At 58.5% G+C, this 19459-nt stretch carries 18 protein-coding genes and 1 pseudogene; 9 read left to right on the top strand and 10 right to left on the bottom strand.

The genetic code is table 11. The annotated features are described in order from the left end of the window. The 3 genes from GA0061105_RS31025 to GA0061105_RS31015 all read right to left on the bottom strand — a co-directional run. A partial coding sequence (locus GA0061105_RS31025; protein ID WP_141130263.1) for an aldehyde dehydrogenase family protein occupies positions 1-497 on the bottom strand: 497 nt, incomplete at its 3' end. A gap of 136 nt (positions 498-633) precedes the next feature. Beyond that, positions 634-1611, bottom strand: coding sequence for a threonine/serine dehydratase family protein (locus GA0061105_RS31020; RefSeq protein WP_208601719.1), 978 nt, complete (start codon positions 1609-1611; stop codon positions 634-636). Next, positions 1608-2603: an ornithine cyclodeaminase family protein gene (locus tag GA0061105_RS31015; protein ID WP_092755136.1), complete on the bottom strand. Its 996-nt coding sequence runs from the start codon at positions 2601-2603 to the stop codon at positions 1608-1610. Before GA0061105_RS31015 ends, GA0061105_RS31020 begins: the two co-directional genes overlap by 4 nt. 542 nt (positions 2604-3145) lie before the next feature. Between GA0061105_RS31015 and GA0061105_RS31010 the strand changes: the two genes are divergently transcribed. Together GA0061105_RS31010 and GA0061105_RS31005 are read left to right on the top strand one after the other, a co-directional pair. Then, on the top strand, positions 3146-3814 hold the full coding sequence (locus GA0061105_RS31010; protein WP_092755133.1) for a haloacid dehalogenase type II: 669 nt from the start codon (positions 3146-3148) through the stop codon (positions 3812-3814). A gap of 287 nt (positions 3815-4101) precedes the next feature. Continuing rightward, a pseudogene (locus GA0061105_RS31005) lies at positions 4102-4399 on the top strand (FAD-dependent oxidoreductase); the annotation flags it as partial. A 25-nt stretch (positions 4400-4424) separates the two neighbouring features. On the opposite strand, the gene GA0061105_RS31000 reads toward GA0061105_RS31005, so the two are convergent. The 6 genes from GA0061105_RS31000 to GA0061105_RS30975 form a co-directional block, all read right to left on the bottom strand. Continuing rightward, positions 4425-5747 (bottom strand): NAD(P)/FAD-dependent oxidoreductase, encoded by a 1323-nt coding sequence (locus GA0061105_RS31000; RefSeq protein WP_092755130.1) that lies wholly within the window; start codon positions 5745-5747, stop codon positions 4425-4427. Between the two features lie 19 nt (positions 5748-5766). Beyond that, positions 5767-6189, bottom strand: a complete 423-nt coding sequence (locus GA0061105_RS30995) for a RidA family protein (protein WP_092755127.1) — start codon at positions 6187-6189, stop codon at positions 5767-5769. After that, on the bottom strand, positions 6189-7367 hold the full coding sequence (locus GA0061105_RS30990; protein WP_092755124.1) for a DSD1 family PLP-dependent enzyme: 1179 nt from the start codon (positions 7365-7367) through the stop codon (positions 6189-6191). Before GA0061105_RS30990 ends, GA0061105_RS30995 begins: the two co-directional genes overlap by 1 nt. A gap of 78 nt (positions 7368-7445) precedes the next feature. Further along, positions 7446-8171 carry a nitronate monooxygenase family protein gene (locus GA0061105_RS30985; protein WP_092755121.1) on the bottom strand — a complete coding sequence of 242 codons (726 nt, stop codon included), beginning with the start codon at positions 8169-8171 and terminating at the stop codon, positions 7446-7448. Positions 8172-8182: 11 nt separating this feature from the next. Then, positions 8183-9157, bottom strand: a complete 975-nt coding sequence (pdxA, locus tag GA0061105_RS30980) for a 4-hydroxythreonine-4-phosphate dehydrogenase PdxA (RefSeq protein ID WP_092755118.1) — start codon at positions 9155-9157, stop codon at positions 8183-8185. After that, positions 9154-10359 carry a four-carbon acid sugar kinase family protein gene (locus GA0061105_RS30975; protein ID WP_245304455.1) on the bottom strand — a complete coding sequence of 402 codons (1206 nt, stop codon included), beginning with the start codon at positions 10357-10359 and terminating at the stop codon, positions 9154-9156. Before GA0061105_RS30975 ends, pdxA begins: the two co-directional genes overlap by 4 nt. 26 nt (positions 10360-10385) lie before the next feature. Here GA0061105_RS30975 and GA0061105_RS30970 point away from each other — a divergent pair, with 26 nt between their 5' ends. Continuing rightward, on the top strand, positions 10386-11339 hold the full coding sequence (locus tag GA0061105_RS30970) for a LysR substrate-binding domain-containing protein (protein WP_245304454.1): 954 nt from the start codon (positions 10386-10388) through the stop codon (positions 11337-11339). A gap of 89 nt (positions 11340-11428) precedes the next feature. Here GA0061105_RS30970 and GA0061105_RS30965 read toward each other — a convergent pair whose 3' ends face one another. Then, positions 11429-12097, bottom strand: a complete 669-nt coding sequence (locus GA0061105_RS30965) for a FadR/GntR family transcriptional regulator (protein WP_092755109.1) — start codon at positions 12095-12097, stop codon at positions 11429-11431. A 219-nt stretch (positions 12098-12316) separates the two neighbouring features. On the opposite strand from GA0061105_RS30965, the gene GA0061105_RS30960 reads away from it, so the two are divergent. The 6 genes from GA0061105_RS30960 to GA0061105_RS33850 all read left to right on the top strand — a co-directional run. Next, complete coding sequence (locus GA0061105_RS30960) at positions 12317-13987, top strand: ABC transporter ATP-binding protein (RefSeq protein WP_092755106.1); 1671 nt, start codon at positions 12317-12319, stop codon at positions 13985-13987. A gap of 31 nt (positions 13988-14018) precedes the next feature. Then, the gene (locus GA0061105_RS30955; protein WP_092755103.1) at positions 14019-15689 is read left to right on the top strand and encodes a peptide ABC transporter substrate-binding protein; all 1671 of its coding nucleotides are present in this window, start codon (positions 14019-14021) and stop codon (positions 15687-15689) included. A gap of 72 nt (positions 15690-15761) precedes the next feature. Continuing rightward, positions 15762-16712, top strand: coding sequence for an ABC transporter permease (locus GA0061105_RS30950; protein ID WP_092755100.1), 951 nt, complete (start codon positions 15762-15764; stop codon positions 16710-16712). 32 nt (positions 16713-16744) lie between these two features. After that, positions 16745-17623, top strand: a complete 879-nt coding sequence (locus GA0061105_RS30945; RefSeq protein WP_092755142.1) for an ABC transporter permease — start codon at positions 16745-16747, stop codon at positions 17621-17623. A 189-nt stretch (positions 17624-17812) separates the two neighbouring features. After that, complete coding sequence (locus GA0061105_RS30940; protein ID WP_092755097.1) at positions 17813-19147, top strand: NAD(P)/FAD-dependent oxidoreductase; 1335 nt, start codon at positions 17813-17815, stop codon at positions 19145-19147. A 158-nt stretch (positions 19148-19305) separates the two neighbouring features. Continuing rightward, positions 19306-19459, top strand: a 154-nt coding sequence (locus GA0061105_RS33850; RefSeq protein ID WP_141130262.1) for an acetyl-coenzyme A synthetase N-terminal domain-containing protein, incomplete at its 3' end; no start/stop codon positions are given.

The following is a 19459-nucleotide window of genomic DNA, read 5'->3' as shown; positions in this document are numbered from 1 at the left end:
GTGCATCCCGTGGCGAGCGCCGGAGCGACCTTGCAGGCGATCTGGTTGATCGGCCAGTTCCACGGCGTGATCATCGCGACAACCCCGATCGGCTCGTGCTTGATGCAGGTGGTCCCCTGCATGTAGTCGAAAGCAAAGGTCTCGAAGGCCTTGAGCGTCTGTTCGAAATGGGTAGCGCCGATGCCGGCCTGCTCGGCCCGGGCCATGGCGAGGGGGGCGCCCATTTCCCGCGAGATGATGTCGCCGAGCTCGTCATTGCGGCGCTTCAGGATCGTTACAATGCGCGTCAGCAGTTCGACGCGCTCTTCCTTGGAAGTCCGCGAGAAGGAGTCAAAGGCTCGCCGTGCGGCCGCGACCGCCTTTTCCGCGTCGGGGGCACTGCCGAGTGCGATCGTGCCCATCGGCTGCTCGGTCGAGGGATCGATGACCTCGAGTGTTTTCGAAACCGAGGGCTCGCTCCACTCACCGTCGATATAGAACCTGTGGGCGTGCTTCATTGGTGGCTCCCATGTGTGGTCTGTCGTCCCTGCCGAATGAAATCCCCCAGCCGTCCCGCGGTCGGACTGTTTGCATTTGTGAAAGAGGATTTGAGATCACAGACGCCGAACGGCGTACTGACTGAAGCTGAGACGGTCACGGCGCCAAATTGTAAATCTCGGCAAGGTCGCTTAGATCCCAATTCCCGCCGGACAGGACCGCACAGACTTTCTCATCTGGCTTGACGTCTATGCTGCCGGCCAGCAGCGCTCCAATGCCAATCGAGGCAGCTGGTTCAGCGATCAATTTCGCGTCCTTGGCAAGCGCGCGCATTCCCGCGATGATGTGCTCGTCTTCAACAAGAACAATCTCGTCGACATATTTTTCGATAATCGGATAAGGATTTCGACCCGGAACACTTAACCTCAAACCATCCGCGATGGTGTTCTTTAACGGAAGCGTTGTGCGCTCCTTGTTTTTGCGGCTGTGAAAATATTTCGGCGTCAAGGCAGGCTCTGCCCCGATAACACGCACCGATGGCTTAGTTTCTTTGATCGCAGTGGCGATGCCCGAGATCAGACCTCCACCGCCAAGGGGTACGATAACTGTGTCCACATCTTCCAAATCTTCGAGGATCTCGCACCCGATCGTTCCCTGACCAGCCATTACGACCGGGTCTTCGAAGCCGTGAATGACCGCATAATTGTTTCCTTCAGCGATCTCGTAGACTTTTCTCCATCTAGCAGCATTATCACCATCGAAAAGAATGACTTCCGCGCCAAGGGCTTCCGTATTCGCGATCTTGATTTTGGGTGTGGTGACCGGCAGCACCAGCAGCACTTTTACGCCGAGCATCTTGGCTGCGTAAGCGAGCGCCTGGGCGTGGTTCCCCGACGAGGTCGCAATGATCCCATTTGCGATCTCTTCTCGGGGGAGCGAGAGAGCCTTGTTCAGGGCGCCGCGGATCTTGAATGCGCCAGTGATCTGCAGGGTTTCCGGCTTGAGGTAGAGCTGACAACCAGCCGCTTTCTCGATTTTGTCGGCCCGCAATAGCGGCGTGTGTCTCACGTGCGGCTTTAGCCGCTCTTGAGCTTCGCGGATGTCCTGAACGGTAGGGTAATTGCGCATGGTCATTCCTCAAAAAACTGGAAGAAAGTGCCGACATTGTTCGCAATGGCGTTGCGATAAATCTTGTTGGCGGTCGTATTGTCTTGGATGGCCATGCCAGTGGAGTCGAAAATGGTGATTTCGTCATCACCTTCCCGTCCCGGCTTCCTCCCCAACAAAACCTCGCCAATTTCGCCGTGGATATCGTCCCGGGCAATGATGTTTTTATCCAGCGGGTGCCAGGTCTCGCCCTTTTGCGTGCATTGTGAAAGCGAGTCGACGATGATTTTGGCGTTTCGGAAAAGCTCCGGATCCAGCTCCTGTTTGCCGCGCTGATCCGTGCCGATTGCAACGATGTGCGTACCGGGTTTTACCCATTCCGCTTCCACAAGGGACCCTTTCCCTCGGGTCGTTGTGATCAAGATGTCGGCCCGCTCGACCGCCTCCTTTTTTGAGCTTGCGACGGTGACGGGAATGCCGAATTCGCGCTCGATATCCGCCTTGTACTTGGAACTTGTTTCGTAGGTGCTGTCCCAGGCGTGGATCTCTTCGATCTTCATGATCTCGTTGATCGCCCGGATTTGCATTCTTGCCTGATTGCCTGTGCCGATCGACGCGATCGTCTTGGCGTTCTTTCTCGCCAGTGCCTTGACGGAGACGGCTCCCGCCGCCCCAGTTCTGAGGCCGGTGATCAAGCTGCCATCCATGATACAAATCAGCGCACAGCTCCTGGCATCAAACAGGAGAATGGTACCCATGCTGTTCGGCACGCCGTGTTCCGCCGGGTTGTTGGCGAACCCTCCCGAATGCGCCTTCATGGAGATGATTTCTGCAACTTTATCGTAGCCAAGCTTGAAGTCGATCTCGCCACGCAACGAGGGCAGATGAATCCCGATATAGTCGGGCTGTTCCACCTGATCGCTGCTGAAGGCCCTATAAGCCTCTTCGACCGCGCCGATGACCTCGGCCATGTTGATGAGCCGTCCTACGTCACGCTTCTTGAGCAACAACGTTTTCATGCGTGACCTCTCTCAATCAATTCATCGGATGCGTCGGGGCATTGCGACCCGACCTGCTTTGATCATATCAGGCCCAATGTGAGCCTATTGACCGTATTCGCAGGACCTCAGGCAGATTGTTTTATATCGCACGGCGATTTTGGCAGAGAGTACCGGCAGGCGTCCCTTGGAGCTCGAGGCGAGTGCTGGAAGTATCCCGTCACAATGTAATATCGGCGAGTGATTGGGAGCTGATCCAGTCGATCGCTGCCGGCTACGTTGCCGAATGACAAGTTCCCGGGAAATCCGTTCCGCGACGCGAAATCTTCGCGACGCAAGCTCCCAATACTTCACAGGGGCGCTTCAGTTTCCGCATGAGGAGTTGACCAGTATCTGTCTGCCTCGTCCGCGGATCACCGTGACCCAGCACTCACAAGTGCAAATGATGATTCCCTCCAGCATTTTGTGCTGATGTTCTGCGGTTTCCGGGCAATTCAGATGCGAGCGCCGGGCTATGATTGATCCTAACTTGAACAACTCCCCGCAAAGCAAGGACGAAGCGCATGACCACTTTCCGCCCGAAATACATCACCTTCGACTGCCATGGTACGCTCATCAATTTCCAGATGGCGGAGGCCGCACGTGATCTCTACGGCGACAGAATGAGCGAGCAGAAAATGCTGCAATTCACCGCCGACTTTTCTGCGTACCGCCTCGATGAAGTCATGGCCGACTGGAAGCCTTATGCGGAAGTGGTCCATAACGCCCTGGCAAGGACCTGCAAACGAAACGGCATCGACTTCAAGGACGAAGACGCACAGATGGTTTACGAACGCGTTCCCACTTGGGGGCCGCATCCAGACGTTCCAGCGGGGCTTGCCAAAGTGGCCAAGGAAATTCCACTGGTCATTCTGTCAAATGCGATGAACTCGCAGATCATGTCCAATGTCGAGAAGCTCGGCGCGCCTTTCCACGCCGTCTACACGGCCGAACAGGCCGGCGCCTACAAGCCGCACTTCCGGGCGTTCGAATATATGCTCGATATGCTTGGTTGCGGTCCCGAGGACATACTCCATTGCTCCTCCTCGTTCCGTTACGATCTGATGTCCGCTCATGATCTCGGGATCAAGAACAAGGTTTGGGTCAATCGCAGTCACGAGCCGGCCAATCCCTATTACGGCTATACAGAGATTGCCGGGATTTCGGGTCTGCCCGGCGTCGTCGGGCTCTGAAGAATCCTGAATACGTCTGAATATCTCTCTTCCATCTCGGTTTACCGGAGAGAGGCCGAGAAACGTTACGGTTCAGCCGGGTCGGCGGAGCGATAACGGATCACATCGCGGGGCGAGGTGATTTTAAAAGTCCGGCCCTAAATAACCATCCTGGAGGCGGAAAGGGCCAGCGCCAGCGGCAAACGCCCGACCTTTATGGGGTCGGGCACAGTGGTCCTGGATTCCATCCCGACAATTGCTTTTCGGAAGCATGCTGCCCGACTTCAAACATTGCGGGGCTCTTAGAGGCAGACATTACAGAGATCTTTCCGCGACTCGCCAGTGTCGATCGAGCTTTGCGGCCTCGTCGACATAACAAAGGACCGGTTCCGCGCAGGCTTTCATCATGGCGTCTGGTACGCCACGGGTTACTGCGGCCATGGGGCCAAGCTTTCGACCCATCTCGGAATGCTGACCGCCGATGCGATCCTCGGCCGCAATCCGATGAAGGGGCTCGACTGGCCGTCCGTCCCGGGGGCACTTCGGAACCCCTGGTTCCTGCCGCTGGTCGGCATGTATTACAAGGTGCTGGACAGCGTCGGCTAGGAACTACACTGGCCTTCTGCCATGATCACAGCCCGCCGACCTCGACTCTGGAGCCGTCAAAGAAGCGCGACAGCCGGAACGGCGTGGGATCGACGCAAGGCCGATCGTTCGCAACCAGGTCGGCTGCCAGACGGCCAATGCCCGGGCCAATGCCGAAGCCATGGCCGGAACCGCCAGCGGCCAAATAAAGGCCTTTCACATGATCAGACGCCGAGATGACCGGTACCGCGTCCGGTGTGCAATCCACGTAGGCGCCCCAACTGTCGGCTATTTCGATACCTGCAAGCGCCGGGAACTGCTGGGTGACCCCCTTCAGGATGGCTGCGATCGTTCGACGGCTTGGTCTTGGATCGAGAACACGGATCCGCTCGAAAGGCGAAAGCGTCTCCCCGTTCCAGCTTGCCAAGGCTTCAGGCCCATGAAACATGGATCTGCCGACGCCGATCTGAACCGCCTTCAGTCGCTTCAGAAACATCGGCATGAACCAGCGCGCATAGCGCAGGCCTTGCGGCGTGATATCCAAGGTCGCCCTGCCGCTGACAGCAAGTGTGTAACTGCCATCCAACCTGCGGGTCAGCGAGCACTCCGGTGTATAGATCGCTTCGCCGAGATTGGTTGTGGGGTGTGTACGAACTGCGGTCTGGCGCACGCTTGCCTGAGGGAACTGCACGCCGTACTGGCGACAGAACAGGGAGGCCCACGCCCCGCCGGCGTTGAGAACGGCCTGCGATCTGATGATCCCCTTTTCGGTAATGACGCCCGCAACTGCGCCATTGACGATATCAAGACCTCGCGCAGCGCATTCCTGGTGGATCGTCGCTCCGAACTTGCGGGCACCATTCGCGATCGTCGGCGCCGCAATGGCCGGCTCGCCCTTGCCATCATCGACCGAATGAACGCCGCCGAGCCAACGGCGACCTTGCGCGGGAACTCTGTCATGCGCCTCCCGAGCAGTCAGCATCTTCGTATTGACGCTGAATTGCCGGGCAAGTGCAAGCCATTGTTCCCATTCCGCCAGCTGCTGCGGGTTGTCTGTCGTATAGAACAGGCCGCATTGGCGGAAGCCGACGTCTTCGTCGATTTTCGCAGCAAATTGGTCCCACGCCTGCATGGAAACCCCCGAGAGCGGCAGTTCGCGCTCATCGCGGTTCTGCCGCCGGCACCAGCCCCAGTTTCGGCTTGACTGCTCACCCCCGACATATCCCTTTTCAATCAAAGCAACGGAGAGCCCCCGCTCTGCGAGAAAAAATGCCGCCGATGCGCCGATAATGCCGCCGCCGATGACGACGACGTCGGCCTTCGCGGGAAGCTCTTGATCGCTCTGTATGCGTTTGAGGAGTGGTGACATCGTGGCTGACCTGAATTGATTAGTCGGAGCTGTTTTCCTGCCGCGCCGAAGCGTCTCGCGCGAGAACGGCGACCGCGTCGATCTCGGCGAGATAGCCGTAGTGCAGTTCGGGCACCGGAACCACAGTGCGCGCCGGGCGCGCCTCTCCCAGCCGCGCTGCATAAACCTGGTTGAAGCGCGGCCAGTTGCTGACGCCAACGATGTAGGCCGTCACCCTGACGAGATTGTCCGGGCTGCCGCCTGCGGCTTCGAGAACCGCCAGCATATTCTCGATGGCCTGCCCCGCCTGCGTCTCGAACCCATCGTCGGGAAGCGGCGCCCCATCCGGCCGAATCGGGAGCTGCCCTGATATATATAGATGCTCGCCCGCCAGTTTGGCCTGGACATAATGACCCGCAGGGCGGGGCGCGAGGTCGGTATAGATGGTCACGACGTCCGACATCACCAGCCTCCGAAGCGCGGCCAGCAGGTCTCAACTGCATGCGAGCCACCGCGGACAACATGATAGACTGAGTGCTGTGCTGCGGTTGCGCAAGCATGGTTCGGCAGGATCCGCACCCTGTCTCCGACCGCCAGGTCAGGCAGGCGAGCGTCCGACCCGGGTCGCACGGCTATAATTCCATGCTCCTGATTTGCATCGGCAACAATGATGTCGAGATAGGCGTTGCCCTCGAGGTCGCAGACGAGCCCGTATCCCTGATCGACGGCCTGCTTGCCGGTGCCACGGTCCCGCGACAGCGACATCCATCCGCCATCGGTGATGATCCAACCCTTCTCGCGCTGATGGCCGATTACCGTCGCCAGAACGCTGAGCGCGATGTCGTCGACTTGGCAAATGCCGATGCCTGCCATTACCAGATCGAAGAACACGAACACGCCGGCGCGGACTTCGGTCACGCCAGTAAGGTCCTTCGCGTGGTGGGCCGTTGGCGTCGAACCGACACTGACGACCGGGCACGGCAGACCCGCATCGCGCAGAAGACGCCCGGCATCAACAACGGCCAAGCGCTCCGCTTCCGCATAACGCTTCTGCTCCGCGACGCCCCCACCCTTATAGCTATCCCCAGCATGGGTCAGAACGCCACGCAGCTCCGCCCCTGCCGCCAGGATCTTTCCAATCTCCAGCAACTGAGCGTGATTGGCGGGCACCACACCCGAGCGATGGCCATCGCAGTCGATCTCGATCATGGCTGGGATCCGCATTCCGGCGTCTCGGGACGCCGCGGCAACCGCCTGCGCCTGCTCGAGGGTATCGAGTACGACCACGAGATCGACGCCCTCGGAGCGCAGCTCAACGACACGTGCAAGCTTTGCCGGCGCGATGCCGACCGCATAGATCATGTCGCGAACACCATCGGCCGCGAAGTTCTCAGCTTCCTTCAGCGTGGAAACCGTCGCCGGTCCCTCGGACGCACTCATGACCCGCCGGGCCACGTCGATAGACTTCGCGGTTTTCAGATGCGGTCGAAGCGACACGCCCATGCCATCGAGCCGGTTCCGGAGACGGGTGATATTCCGGTCCATCCGCTCCGCGTCGAGAACCAAACAGGGCGTTTCCAGCGTCTCGAGGGTGGTCGTGGCCGCCAAGCGAGCGGAGGGGTCGATCGTCGTTAGATCCATCTATCTGATCTCCAAATTCGAAATTCACCTTGTCGCTAAACCGTAAAGATAGCAATTAATGGTCGGTGAAGGTTCGATTCAGCCGGCTGTTAATGGTGACAGCGTAATATCACCCGCGTCAGCCTGAATCCGCGTGAGCACGTCGATCTCCTTCTCGACCTCCAACCGCAGATTGGAACTGCCTGAGAACGCCCCATTGAAAGCCGCCGTGCCGATGGTAAAACCTGCGGCTCCGGATCGTACGACGGCCGCCATCCTTTCAGGACTGTCGATCGATCCGGCAACGACCACAGGCTTTTCGACGGCTTCGCACACGCACGTCATCAACGCTTCGACATCGCCGTTGAAGCGATAGGCGAGCAGATCGAGACCGCTCACACCCTGGATCGCCGTCAATTGCCGGGCACTTTCCACAATTGTTTCGATCGTCCCTTCGAGCCTGCTCGGATGTCCCACGATCTTGCCGGGGAAGGGATAGTACTGGATGTTCCTCCCAGCGATAATTGGCAAAACGACATTCGGTCGGGTTCCACCCATCAGAATGTCGACGCCAATTTCAACGGCGGCCTGCGCGGACCGGCGCTCACTCTCCTCGTCGAGGCTGACAACTTCCAAATAGAGCGTCGCGCCCGCCTTCTTGATCGCCGAAGCAAGGCCCAAAAGTTCATCGAACGGGAGGCCAATATCCTTGAACCCCACATGCCTGATGCCTGCGGCAAGCACATCCTTGAGGCGCTCGGCCGCGTCGGCAACGGTCCGATCCTGGTTGGTCAGCATGAAAATGAAGTCGGGAGTCTGGGGCATCGAAAGCGCTCCTAGATTGCGTTGAGAAGCAGGGCCTGATCGAAGGCATAGCGAAGAGAGGAATGGTCGGCCGTGCCCTGGCCCGCGATATCGAATGCGGTGCCGTGATCGACGCTGGTACGGATGAAGGGCAAGCCGATGGTGACGTTGACGCCTTTGTCGATGCCGAAATACTTGACCGGAATGAGCCCCTGATCGTGGTATTGTGCAACGACGATGTCGAACTCGCCCTTGCGGGCCCGCATGAAAATCGTGTCTCCGGGCCACGGGCCGGAAGCGTTTATTCCACATTCCTGAGCGCGCCTGATCGCCGGCGCGATGACGTCGAGATCTTCACGCCCGAACATGCCGTTTTCACCGGCATGGGGATTGAGGCCGGCGACCGCAACGCGGGGCGAGGCGATGCCATAAGCCTTGCCTGCCTTGTGCGCCAATTCGATCGTTCTGAACACCGAATCCTGCGTCACCAGGTCGATTGCGTCGCGCAATGACACGTGGATCGTCACAAGAATGACACGCAACTCGTCGTTGGCCAGCATCATCGCAAACTTGTCGGTCCCCGACCGTTCGGCGAGGATTTCGGTGTGGCCGGGATAATTGAGCCCGGCCTTCTTCATTGCTTCCTTGTTGATCGGAGCGGTCACGATTGCTCCGATGTTCCCTGCCAGCGCTTCGTCGATCGCTCGCACGACATAGTCGTAGCTTGCGCGCCCGGCGCGAGCGTCCACCTGACCGATCGGCATATCGTCCGGCAGATCCGAGATATTGAGTACGGGTATGAGCGTCGCGTCGGGGACCGCCTCATCGACCGACGCGATGTGCTGCACTTGGAGAGGAAGAGCCAAGGCCCGAACCGCGCGTTGCATCACCTTTGCGTCGCCGATCACCACCGCCTGCTCCGGCAGTCCGTCCGCGAAAACGCGCGCGATGATTTCCGGGCCGATTCCACAGGGATCGCCCATCGTTATGCCAACAGGTTTCTTCATTTCTTATCTCCAAGCCAGAGGCCCCGAAGCAACTCGGCTGATTTCAGCAGGATATTGGACGAGCCGAAGCCGCCCGCTTTTGTGATGATGTGAACAGGATGGGGGCCGTTCGTGCGGCCCACCGGAATGCCGGGCTCGACCTCGCCGAGAAGATTGAGAGAGCCGATCTCGAGTTCGTTCAGCACGGATTCGGCGGTGTCACCGCCAGTCAGGAAGAGTCCGGTCACTGGATAATGCTCCATAATCGCGCGGACAGCCTTGCCAAGGGCGATTGCGATGGACCGAGGATCGGCGGAGGTACCACGGTCCGACGTGGTTATAATAACGTCACCGCTGGTTCCGGATTGTCTGTATTGGGCAGCGGCGTTTTCGGCTGCGAGGTCGGCAGAGCGAGACGCCACCTCTGCGTCGATGATGATCTGCCGGACGGTGCCAGTGCTCATCAGCCGTGAGCATTGCTCGCGGCTCAGGGGATTGACGCTGCCAACGACGAAGAGATTGATCGCCGCCGCGAGGGGCAACAGTGTGGTGTCATCGGCGCGACCAACATAGTCTGCCAATGCGATTGCCAGTCCTGGAGAACCGCACCAAAGGATGGACTTCGGATCCGCCGCCGATTCCACCAGCCGGGCCAGATCTTCCTGCGTTGTTGCATCGGCGATCAACAACTTCCGATGATCCGCGGTCAGTTCGCCGGACTTCAATACACGGAGTTCCGCAAGCCCAAGGTGACGGATCTCAGCCTCTGGGATATCTCGAAACAGAGACCGAAGGTGCGAGTCCGCTATGGGGTGGAGCGGGTCCTTTGCAAACTCGGTTTCCTCCAGGGGCACGCCATGAAGAAGCTGACGCCCTCCCTCAGTGGTTCTTCCACCCGCGGGGAAAGCCGGAGCGACAATTGCGGTGGTCCGACCAGACGCCGCGAGCGCGGCTGCTATCTCAGCTCCAACGTGGCCGCGAATGGTGGAATCAACGGTATTGTAAAGGAGTTCGGCGGACGCCAGGCTTTTTGCTGCCTGCCTCGCCCGATTGGCGGCATCCTTGATGGGTGCGGCCCGACTTGCCTTGTTGACAGAGATGATCGCGACATTTTCAGGCGACGATCGCCGGTAGTCGGTGAAGACAAGGCATCTGTGCCCCATGCTCACAAATGGTGAGGCACCATCCGTTGCGCTCGTCAAATCGTCGGCCAGGATTCCCACCTTCAAAATCGCTATCCTATCGGTTTTTGTGTGACGACGAGGATATTAGCGCTATTGCTTTTGCCGAAAAAACGATCAATTCTGACCGAAATCCGTCACTTTATCTCACAGATATGGCCGCACGATTCCCATCCTTATCCGCGCTTAGAGTGTTTGAAGCAGCTGCACGACATTTGAATTTCGGGCGTGCCGGCGACGAATTGTTCGTCACGCACAGCGCCGTCAGCAAACAGATCCGCTTGCTTGAGGAAGATCTAGGAGTGGCCCTTTTTGAACGAAGAAACAGGGCCGTTTTTTTAACCGACTCAGGACGGCGTCTGCTTGGCACCATGAGCCAGGTGTTTCGCCAGATCAGTGAGTGTTGCGATGAAATCAAAGGTGGGGGTTCGGCGCCGCTGGTGCTCTCATGTGAACCGACATTCACGCAGCGCTGGCTGATCCGGCGCCTGCCGCAATTTAATGCACTTCATCCGGAGATTGAGGTTCATGTATTGGCCGCCGGCGGCCCTGTGAGCTTCGACAGGAGCCATATCGATCTGGCGCTGCGGAGAAGCGATTTCAGCTGGCCGCCGGAACTTTTCATGGAAACAGTGGTCGAAGAACGTGTCGGTCCCGTTTGCGCGCCAGGTCTTTTGGCGTCCGCCGGCAATGATATCCTCTCCTTGCCTCGCATCCATTCGGCGACGCGTCGAGACGCGTGGACGCGCTACATCTCCGACAATCAGATCGCAGATCCAAATCCCCCCGGCAGCCAGGTCTTCGAACATTTCTATTTGAGTATCGAGGCGGCAATCGCCGGGCTGGGTGCTGCGATCGGCCCAGAACCGTTAGTCGCCGACGCGGTGGAAAGCGGGCAACTGGTGGCTCCGCACGGCTTCTCCAGCAACGGCTACAGCTACATCCTGTTAAGCCGCCTTCCCTTCGAAGGCGATGCCAGGAAACGAAGCTTCCTGTCCTGGCTTCGCCGACAGTTTAAGTAGACCGTCGGCTGAATCGGCGACATCAGGAACGGGGCCGAGACGGTGGACATGCATCAACACACCTCAATACCAATTTTCAGACCAAGTTCTCAGATACTCTGACCGAGTATGTTCGTTTTGGCGTCAATGATGTGATCATACATGTTTCGCTCCGCCTCTCTGCTATCACGATCCTTTATTGCGTCGAGAATCGCCTGATGGCTGACGATGTAGGCCGTCATGCGCTCAGAGGTCAGCGACTGTTCCTTCATTTTTCCCCAGAGGTTCCCGGCTCGTACCGCGTGAATACCCTCATAGAGCGACGCCAAAAGACCGTTACGCGCGGCCTGAACGATGATGCGATGAAAGACGGCGTCCCATTTTTCAAATTCGCCCAGAGATTCCGATGCGCTGCCTCGGGCGATTGATTTCTGCATTTCTTCGACTTCCTGTCTGGTCGCGCGTAACGCTGCCAACGCTGCTATCTTGGGCTCTATGATCAGCCTCGCCTCGAAGACTTCCGCCGGATAGGTTCGCAGTGTTTCTCCGTCACTGCTTGCCGGCCGGCGAAGGGCGCTGGATCCTACGCCGCTGCCGGCGATGAAGGTTCCTCTGCCGACATGCCTGATAAGGCGGCCTTCCTTCTCCAACGAACTGAGCATCCTTCTAAGGGCGGTACGCGGCAGCCCCAGTTTCAGCGCCAGGTCACGCTCGGGGGGCAGTCGGTCGCCTGGTTCCAGACCTTCCGCCTCAATGAAGTCTTTCAACACCACGCTCATATGACCTCCAAGAAATATTTTTCGAAACCAATTTGATCTATATTGACACCAATGGCAAGACCAATCTTATATTAGTCGCAGAACCAACGCCGATTGGTTGCGAATGGTGCCAAGGCCCTAGTAACAAGCTGTGCACTGCAGAAGAGACTATGCGGCAGCATGCATAGATCGGCGAAAAAGTTTCAAACGAAAAGCTGCGCAGACAAGGGAGATAGAGCGATGGCCGTTACGACTGAGGCTGTTACAGCAGGTGACGCAGCGCTTTCGGTGCGTGCCCTGACAGTCGACCTGCCGAAAGGCATGGAACGGGCTCATGCCGTGGAAAACGTCTCGTTCGACCTCAAGCGTGGTCAGATCCTTTGCATTATCGGCGAGTCCGGTTCGGGCAAATCGGTAACGGCAAATACAATCATGGGTCTCTTGCCCAAGATTATTCCGGTCTCGTCGGGTGCGATCAATCTCGATGGAACGGCCATAGTCGGCGCGCCGGCAAAAAGGCTGCGCCAGCTGCGCGGCCGCGTCGTGTCCATGATTTTTCAGGATCCGCTTTCGGCGCTCAACCCGCTGATGACGGTGGGAGAGCAGGTTACGGAAGTGATGGCGGCCCATGGAGTGGGCACCAAGGCCTCCCGACGTGACCGCGCACTCGAATTGCTGACGGAAGTCGGTCTTCCCGATCCGGCATTGATGTACCATCAGTATCCTTTCAGGCTTTCCGGTGGTCAGCGCCAGCGCGTCATGATCGCGATGGCGCTGGCCCTTGAGCCGACGGTGCTGATCGCCGACGAACCCACGACAGCCCTTGACGTAACCACGCAGGCGCAGATCCTGAAGCTTATCCGTGACATTCAGCGCCGCAAGGACATGAGCGTCATGTTCATCACCCACGACTTCGGCGTCGTCGCTGAAATTGCCGACAGCGTCGTTGTTATGGAGAAGGGGCGGATTGTCGAGCAGGGCACCACAGATCAGGTTCTCAAATCCCCCAGCCACCCCTACACCCAGCGCCTGATCGCCGCCGTTCCGCGCCTCACGGGCGAGGACAGAAAGCTCACGGCGCAGACGAGCGACGAGACAATCCTCACCGTCAATGGATTGTGCAAGACCTATCGCAGCGGCAGCGCGCTGTTCGGCAGCCAGCGTGTCGTGCCTGCGGTACAGGACGCCTCATTCACCTTGGCTGCGGGCCGTACCCTCGGCATTGTCGGCGAAAGTGGTTCCGGAAAATCGTCGTTGGGGCGACTGCTGATCAAGCTTCAGGACAGCGACAGCGGTCAGATCCTGTTTGAGGGCAAGGACATCGTCAAGCTCTCTGAATCCGAGTTCCGGCCGCTACGCCCTCGGATTCAGATGATCTTTCAGGATCCCTTTGCCTCGCTCAATCCGCGCTCCACTATCGGTCAGATATTGACCGTCGGGCCCGTTGCACACGGAATGCCCTACGCACAGGCGCGCGACGAGGCTCGGGCGCTGCTATCCCACGTCGGTCTCGACGCGGGCGCCTTCGGCCGCTACCCGCACGAATTCTCGGGCGGTCAGCGCCAGCGCATCGGTATCGCACGGGCGTTGATGTTCAAGCCCAAGCTGCTGATTGCCGACGAAGCAGTCTCCGCGCTCGACGTGTCGATCCAGGCACAGATCCTCAAGCTGCTTGACCAAATCCAACGCGAGACCGGCGTATCAATGGTCTTCATCACCCATGATCTTCGTGTCGCCAGTCAGATCTGCGATGAAATTGCTGTGATGCAGAAGGGCCGGGTCGTTGAGCGCGGCCCGCCGTCTCAGATCTTCCTGAAACCGCAATCCGACTACACGCGTGAACTTGTGGCCGCGATCCCGGGAGAACGAAGCAGAGACAATTGCGAAAGTGTAATCGGCTTACGGCAGTAGGTTCCTAATGAGCAAAAAGAGAGGGAATGAAATGACAAAAGAGTCTACGACCAAAACGACTATTTCTCGGCGCGACGCACTGCGCCTGATGGCAGCCGGCGGCATTGCATGCTTTGCTGCCCCCAACCTGATCGGCAAGCCTGACATCGCCTGGGCACAGGACAAGAAACCTGCGGGTCGCGTCGTGGTCGGGCTTTCGCAGGAACCGACCGTGTTCAATCCGCTCATGGCACATATCGAAACGGACGATGCGGTCCACTTCTCGCTCTTCGACGCCCTCTTTCGCATGGATCCGCAAGGCGTGCTTCAGCCCAATCTTGCGCTAGAAGTGCCCACGCAGAAGAACGGCGGCATCTCGGCGGATGGCCTGAACTGGCGCGTTCGCCTGCGTGATGATGTTCGCTGGCATGACGGCAAGCCGTTTACGGCTGAGGACGTGAAGTTCACCCTTGAACTGATCACCAATCCGAAATTCCGCGCCTGGCGCACAGGCGGCCATTCGCTGGTGCGTGATCTCACGGTGGTCTCGCCAACTGAAATCACCTGGCGGATGGAGCAGGTCTTCGCTCCTTACCTGTCGTTTCTCACCGAGACCTTCATCGTGCCAAAGCACCTTCTCGAGAATGAGGCCGATCCGAACGCAGCAGCCTTCAATCAGGCACCCGTTGGCACCGGCGCCTTCAAGTGGAGCCAGCGTGTGGCCGGCGACCATCTCGAACTGGCGGCGAACCCGGACTATTTCGGCGACGGCCCGTATGTCGAACAGGTTGTGTTCAAATACATTCCTGACCAGACGGTGCTCTACACCCAGTTCAAGAGCGGCGACATCGACCTCACAGACCAGGCGTACATCACGCCTGACCACTACGACGAGGCCAGCAAGTTGCCGGGCCGTGTGGTGAGCCTGGTGCCCGGTTCCTCCGTCGAGTCGTTCTATCTCAATCTTGAGCGGCCGCAGTTCAAGGAACTTGCGGTACGTCAGGCTCTCTATGCTGCAATGGACAGAAAGGCGATCATCGACGCCCTCTATTTCGGCGTAGTGACAACGACGGAAACCTTCATGCCGAAGGAGTCGTATTATTTCAATCCGAACCTTCCGGCGCAGGAATTCAATCTCGACGCCGCACGCAAGCTCCTCGACGACGCCGGCTGGGTGCCGGGGTCGGACGGGATCCGTGAAAAGAATGGCGTGAAGCTCGCGTTCAACAACTCGACCACATCCGGCAATAACCTCCGCGAGCAGGTGCAGCAGTTCCTGCAGCAGACATTCGCGGAAATTGGTGTCCAGATGACGATCTCGAATTTGCCGGCTGCTGTCATGTTTGGCGAGTTTTGGCTGAAGTCACAGTTCGATACCGCAATCTCGGGTGTCACGCATCTGATTGCCGCGGACCCCGATGCAACCAATCGTCTTGCGAGCAGCGCGATTGCCGCGAAGGGCGGAAAGGGATCGAACGTCGGCCAATATTCGAATCCGGAAGTGGATGCGCTGCTCAAGAAGGGTGCCCAGACCTTCGATCCGGAAGCGCGTCGTGAAATCTACTACCGTATCCAGGAAATCGTGCGTCAGGACCTCCCATTCCTTCCACTGTTTGCCGCCACCTATGTGGTTGGCACGAAGGAAGGCCTTGAAGGCTGGGAACCGAATACGAACACGCGCACGGCATCCTGGCATGCTGCCGGCTGGCGCTGGAAGAGCTGAGTTAACCTCCCGTCGTCGCCGCCGCGCGTCGCGGCGGCGACCTCTATTGGCGCTATCACAGGGAGAGCCTGAATGCGTAGCTTCCTACTTAACCGGTTCGCTCAGAGCCTCGTACTGCTCCTGATCGTTTCCGTCATCGGCTTCGTGGTCCTCAACCTGATTCCGGGCGGCCCCCTGGCACAATTCGGGCTCGATGCGAGCATGACTCAGGACGACTTGAAACGACTGGCGGAACAGTTGGGCCTGAACCGTCCTCTGTGGGTGCAGTATCTGGATTGGGCCTGGCGCCTGTTGACAGGTGACTGGGGCCATTCCTTCCGCGACGGGGCGCCAGTTCTCGAAGTGATTGGACGGCACCTCATGGCAACTTTGTTACTGATGGGCTCGTCCACGGTGATCGCTATCGCTATCGGTACGTGGATTGGTGTTCGCGGCGCCGTAAAGCGCTATTCGATTTTCGACTACATGGCGACCGTCGGTGCGATGGTGGCCCTTTCGATCCCGACTTTCTGGTTCGGACTGATCGGGATCTACGTCTTCTCGCTCAGACTTGGCTGGCTGCCAGCCGGCAACATGTACACGATCGGCGACGAATCCGTTCTGAACTATCTCCACCATCTTATTCTGCCCAGCATTGTGCTCGCGCTCGTGCATGTGGCCATCTGGAGCCGCTACATGCGAACGGCTACTCTCGACGTTATCAATCAGGAATTCATCAAGACCGCGCGCGCTAAAGGACTAAGTGAGCGTCGCATCCTGATGAAACATGTCATCGGCAATGCCCTCCTACCGATGATCACACTTCTTGGGATGCAGCTTCCCAGCGTCCTGACGGGTGCTCTGGTCACCGAGACGGTGTTTACCTGGCCAGGCATGGGACGCCTGTTCCTCGACAGCCTCGGCTACAGTGACTACCCGGTGGTGATGGGATTGCTCATGTTCTCAGCGATCCTTGTCGTGGTGTGCAACCTCGCCGCCGATATCGTTGTCGCCATCATCGATCCCCGTATCCGTCTGAGTTAAGCGCCATGAACGCTCATCAGGAGTCAGCCATCATGACTGCCATTGCCGCAAATTCGCCCCGGGAGCGCTGGTGGAACAGCCGAACTGCGCACCGTTTCATGAAGCACCATCTGGCCCTCATCGGGATGGTGATGATCGCTCTCCTGACGCTGGCATGCGTCTTGGGTCCCCATTTGTTGCCGTACGATTCCCTCTATATCGACCTGCGCGCCCGCTTCGCTCCGCCCCTGACCGGCCAGCATTATCTCGGCACGGACCCGCTGGGACGAGACCTGGCCGCCCGCCTGTTCATGGCGGGACGGATTTCGCTCTTGGTCGGCTTCTCAGCGATGCTGTTGTCGACGCTGATCGGAACCCTTGTCGGCGTGGTGGCTGGATATAGGGGAGGCCTGGTCGGCACCGTGCTGATGCGTGCCGTGGATGGTTTCCTGTCCTTTCCATCCATCTTCCTCGTGCTTGCTCTTGCCGCTGCACTGAAGCCAAGCCCAATCATGATTACCGTCGTCATCGCTGCAACAAGCTGGATGGAAGTTGCGCGCATCGTCGAGGCCGAAGTCCGCTCTTTGCGCGAGCGTGAATTCGTGCTGGCCGGCCGCATGTTGGGACTGAGCGCAACGCACATCATGTTCCGCGAAATTCTTCCTAATGCGATAGGTCCGATCATCGTAGCCGCGACCCTGACGGTCGCGCGGGCGATCCTGATGGAGGCCTATATCAGCTTCCTCGGCTATGGAATTCAGCCGCCGCTGCCCAGCTGGGGTAATATGCTGAATGGCGCACAGCAATATCTGGGGACGGCGCCTTGGTTGGCCATCATTCCCGGCGCGGCCATAACGATCGCTGTAACCAGCTTCAATTTCATCGGCGACGGGCTGCGCGATGCGTTCGATGTTCGCGGCGATCACAGCTGAGAAGCACTACCGCCCGCGAGCAGAAGAGATGTCCGCAGATAAACGCGTCGCGTGATATCGGCGGAACAGGAGAGGGGTCCATCGACGCCCGAGCATGGGGAATATCCCCGTGTTCACGACGACTAACTGTCAAGCTTTTATCGTTCCTGTCGGAGATGACTGGAGCACGATGCCAGAGGAATAGTGACTATGCCGGTGCAGGTTCAGAAAGTAAGTGATAGCGCCTCTTTTCCAACCCAGGTTGATGTCGTCGTCATCGGGGCGGGGATCGTAGGTACCTGCACGGCCTATGAGCTTGCGCGCAAAGGGGTTTCCGTTGCCTTGCTTGAAAAAGGTATTGTCGGAGGCGAGCAGTCGAGCCGCAACTGGGGATGGGTTCGCCAGCAAAACCGCGATCTCTATGAGCTTGCGCTAGCAATGTACAGCCTGCGGCGCTGGGAGGAACTGAGCACCGAGACCGGCCGCGATCTCGGCTTCCGCCGAACCGGGATACTTTACTGCACGAAGAACGAGGCTGATGTCGCCCGATGGGAAAAGTGGGGCCAGGCTGCACGCGTTCAAGGATTTCATAGCCAGATCCTCAGCGCCTCCGAGGCCAATGAGCGGGCGTCAGGTGGTACATCCTCGTGGATCGGCGGCGTTTGGTCTCCGACCGATGGGAGAGCTGAGCCTAGTCTTGCTGTGCCTGCCATCGCCGAGGCCGCGAAGGAAAACGGCGTATCACTCCATCAAAACTGCGCCGTTCGGGGCCTCGACATTAGCAACGGCCGGGTAACAGGCGTGTGGACAGAGCGGGGACTTGTGAAAGCCGGCACCGTTGTTTGCGCTGGCGGAGCATGGGCTTCCCGCTTTTCTCATCGATATGGCATCGAGCTTCCCGTCGCAAACATCTCCGGGACCGCAATTAAGACGACTCCCGCGCCCGAGATCATACAAGCAGGATGCCTCTCGGCGTCAAACTTCGTATTGCGGCGCCGGACAGACGGCGCCTACACGATCGCCGTACCGGGACGTGGCACGCTCGACATCACGCCACGGGGGATGCGATACGCATTCAAATTCTACCAGATGTACCGCAGCAAGATCGGCAAGAAGTTGAAGTACCGTCTGAACAGCAGCTTCTGGAATGGGCCGGATGCTTTCAGTAGCTGGGAGAACGATGAAATCTCGCCGTTTGAGAAAAACCGCATCCTCGATCCTGCACCCGACGGGGAACTCGTGAAGCTCGCATTGAAGAACCTGGCAAGCGAATACCCAGCGCTCAAAGGAATAGGGGTCGAGCGCGCGTGGGGAGGGCTAATTGATACTTCGCCAGATCTCGTCCCTGTTATTTCTAGAGTGGAGCGACTGCCTGGTTACGTGATAGCGGCGGGGTTCAGCGGACACGGCTTTGCCATTGGACCGGGTGCTGGACGGTTGGTCAGCGAGATCGTGATGAACGAGACCCCGATCACAGACATCTCACCCTACAGGCTGAGCCGGTTCAGCGACGGTTCGGCGATCAGACGGCCCGAAATGATGTAACCGTCGAGGTCGGTACTGTCCAGCTGCCGTTGTAATGGGTCTATGGCGGGACTCAAACCGACGAATGGGTCGGAAGATCAATCGAACATCAAGCCTTCAAGATTCTCGTCGAGCAGACGGAAATCAGCTCATAGAAGCCAATACCAAGGAGCTAAACCGTGGTCCTCGAGCGCTACACCGTACCGCGTCTCATCCGGGAACGAGCATTTATAGACTGGGAGAAGTACCTGAAATGGTACGAGGAAAGCATCGAGAACCCCGACAAATTCTGGGGCAAGCACGGCAAGCGGATCGACTGGTTCAAGCCCTATA

The sequence above is a fragment of the Rhizobium aethiopicum genome, from assembly GCF_900094625.1.
Lineage (GTDB): Bacteria > Pseudomonadota > Alphaproteobacteria > Rhizobiales > Rhizobiaceae > Rhizobium > Rhizobium aethiopicum.
Note: the sequence above shows the minus strand (reverse complement) of the source record. Positions and strands in the feature narration are given on the sequence as shown.